At 59.7% G+C, this 2,609-nt stretch carries 3 protein-coding genes; all 3 read left to right on the plus strand.

Annotation, left to right across the window (positions count from 1 at the left end; all coding sequences use genetic code 11):
* Positions 1-180 (plus strand): hypothetical protein (locus tag DD606_RS24505; RefSeq protein WP_139158358.1); only part of this gene is annotated, 180 nt, incomplete at its 5' end.
* A gap of 226 nt (positions 181-406) precedes the next feature.
* Positions 407-1,789 (plus strand): MFS transporter, encoded by a 1,383-nt coding sequence (locus DD606_RS24510; RefSeq protein ID WP_129259376.1) that lies wholly within the window; start codon positions 407-409, stop codon positions 1,787-1,789.
* 11 nt (positions 1,790-1,800) lie between these two features.
* On the plus strand, positions 1,801-2,609 hold an 809-nt coding region (locus DD606_RS24515), incomplete at its 3' end, for a glycoside hydrolase family 43 protein (protein ID WP_139158359.1).

Below are 2,609 nucleotides of genomic sequence, written 5' to 3' on the forward strand. Positions count from 1 at the left end.
CGCGAGCTGGCAATGCGGCAGACGCACCCGGACCTGCACGCCCACGACTTTTTGCCGGACGATACCCGGCTGTGGGCGGCGCTGCAGTCGGTGAGCGGCGGCACCTGGAAAGGCTGTATTTATGACACCGATAAAATTATCGAGGTAATTAACGCCGGTAAAAAAGCGCTCGGCATTTAATTATTTTCTAAGATAAAACCGTCTGCGGGAAATATTCCGCGGACGGTTTTCGCATGTCTGTAATTTGCTAATTTAAACAATAAGTTGTGATATATCGTTGGCGTCACAAAAGCAAAATAACGTAATTCAGAAATAAGATATGACCATTGCTGGTTAATTGAACAGCTCATTACACTCCATTAACACGATGTTGTAATTCAGCACACTACATAAGGGTGTAATTCTGATGACGCAATTAACCATGAAAGACAAAATTGGCTACGGGCTGGGTGACACCGCCTGCGGCTTCGTCTGGCAGGCCACGATGTTCCTGCTGGCCTATTTCTACACCGACGTGTTCGGTCTCTCCGCGGGCATTATGGGCACGCTGTTTTTGGTCTCCCGCGTGCTCGACGCCGTGACCGACCCGCTGATGGGGCTGCTGGTAGACCGCACCCGTACCCGCTACGGCCAGTTCCGCCCGTTCCTGCTGTGGGGCGCCATCCCGTTTGGCATCGTCTGCATGCTGACCTTCTACACGCCGGACTTCTCCGCGCAGGGCAAAATCATCTACGCCTGCGCGACCTACATTCTCCTGACCCTGGTTTACACCTTCGTTAACGTCCCGTACTGCGCCATGCCGGGGGTGATCACCGCCGACCCGAAAGAGCGCCACGCCCTTCAGTCCTGGCGTTTCTTCCTCGCCGCCGCGGGGTCGCTCGCCATCAGCGGCATTGCCCTGCCGCTGGTGAGCATCATCGGTAAAGGGAACGAGCAGGTGGGCTATTTCGGCGCCATGTGCGTGCTGGGAATGACCGGCGTGGTGCTGCTCTACGTCTGCTTCTTTACCACCAAAGAGCGTTACACCTTTGAGGTGCAGCCGGGCTCGTCAGTGGCGAAAGACCTTAAGCTGCTGCTGGGCAACGGACAATGGCGGATCATGTGCGCGTTCAAGATGATGGCGACCTGCTCCAACGTGGTGCGCGGCGGGGCGACGCTCTACTTCGTGAAATACGTGATGGATCACCCGGAGATGGCGACCCAGTTTTTACTCTACGGCAGCCTCGCCACCATGTTCGGCTCGCTCTGCTCGTCTCGTCTGCTGGGCCGCTTCGATCGCGTCACCGCCTTCAAGTGGATCATCGTCGCCTACTCGCTCATCAGCCTGCTGATTTTCGTCACCCCGGCCGAGCACATCGCGCTGATCTTCGCCCTCAACATCCTGTTCCTGTTCGTCTTTAACACCACCACGCCGCTGCAGTGGCTGATGGCCTCTGACGTGGTGGATTACGAGGAGAGCCGCAGCGGGCGCCGCCTCGACGGGCTGGTGTTCTCCACCTATCTGTTCAGCCTGAAGATTGGCCTGGCAATTGGCGGGGCGGTGGTGGGCTGGATCCTGGCGTACGTGAACTACTCCGCCAGCAGCAGCGTGCAGCCGGTCGAGGTGCTGACCACCATCAAAATTCTGTTCTGCGTGGTGCCGGTGGTGCTCTACGCGGGCATGTTCATCATGCTGTCGTTCTACAAGCTCACCGACGCCCGCGTGGAGGCCATCAGCCAGCAGCTGATCAAGCACCGCGCGGCGCAGGGCGAGGCCGTTCCCGACGCCGCGACAGCCGCATCCCATTAACCGGAGGCAATATGGAAATTACTAACCCAATCCTTACCGGCTTCAACCCGGACCCGTCCCTGTGCCGCCAGGGCGAGGACTACTACATCGCCACTTCGACCTTCGAGTGGTTCCCGGGCGTGCGCATCTACCACTCCCGTGACCTGAAAAACTGGTCGCTGGTCAGCACGCCGCTGGACCGCGTGTCGATGCTGGACATGAAGGGCAACCCGGACTCCGGCGGCATCTGGGCGCCGTGCCTCAGCTACGCCGACGGCACATTCTGGCTGCTCTACACCGACGTGAAGATTGTCGACTCGCCGTGGAAAAATGGCCGCAACTTCCTGGTTGCCGCGCCCTCCATCGAAGGGCCATGGAGCGAACCGATCCCGATGGGCAACGGCGGGTTTGATCCGTCCCTGTTCCACGACGACGATGGCCGCAAATATTACCTGTATCGCCCGTGGGGGCCGCGCCACCACAGCAACCCGCACAACACGATCGTGATGCAGGCGTTTGACCCGCAGACCGGCACGCTCTCGCCCGAGCGTAAAACCCTGTTTACCGGCACGCCGCTCTGCTACACCGAGGGGGCGCATCTTTATCGCCACGCGGGCTGTTACTACCTGATGGTTGCCGAGGGCGGCACCAGCTACGAGCACGCGGTCGTGGTACTGCGTTCCAAAAACATCGACGGGCCGTACGAGCTGCACCCGGACGTGACGATGATGACCAGCTGGCACCTGCCGGAGAACCCGCTACAGAAGAGCGGCCACGGCTCGCTGCTGCAGACCCACACCGGGGAGTGGTACATGGCCTACCTCACCAGCCGCCCGCTGCG

It is taken from the genome of Enterobacter cloacae complex sp. GF14B, from assembly GCF_004136805.1.
GTDB lineage: Bacteria > Pseudomonadota > Gammaproteobacteria > Enterobacterales > Enterobacteriaceae > Enterobacter > Enterobacter hormaechei_C.

What these genes read in the sequence shown, in the direction of transcription:
- DD606_RS24510 (WP_129259376.1), top strand. Translation starts at nt 407, where the DNA reads ATGACGCAATTAACCATGAAAGACAAAATTGGCTACGGGCTGGGTGAC.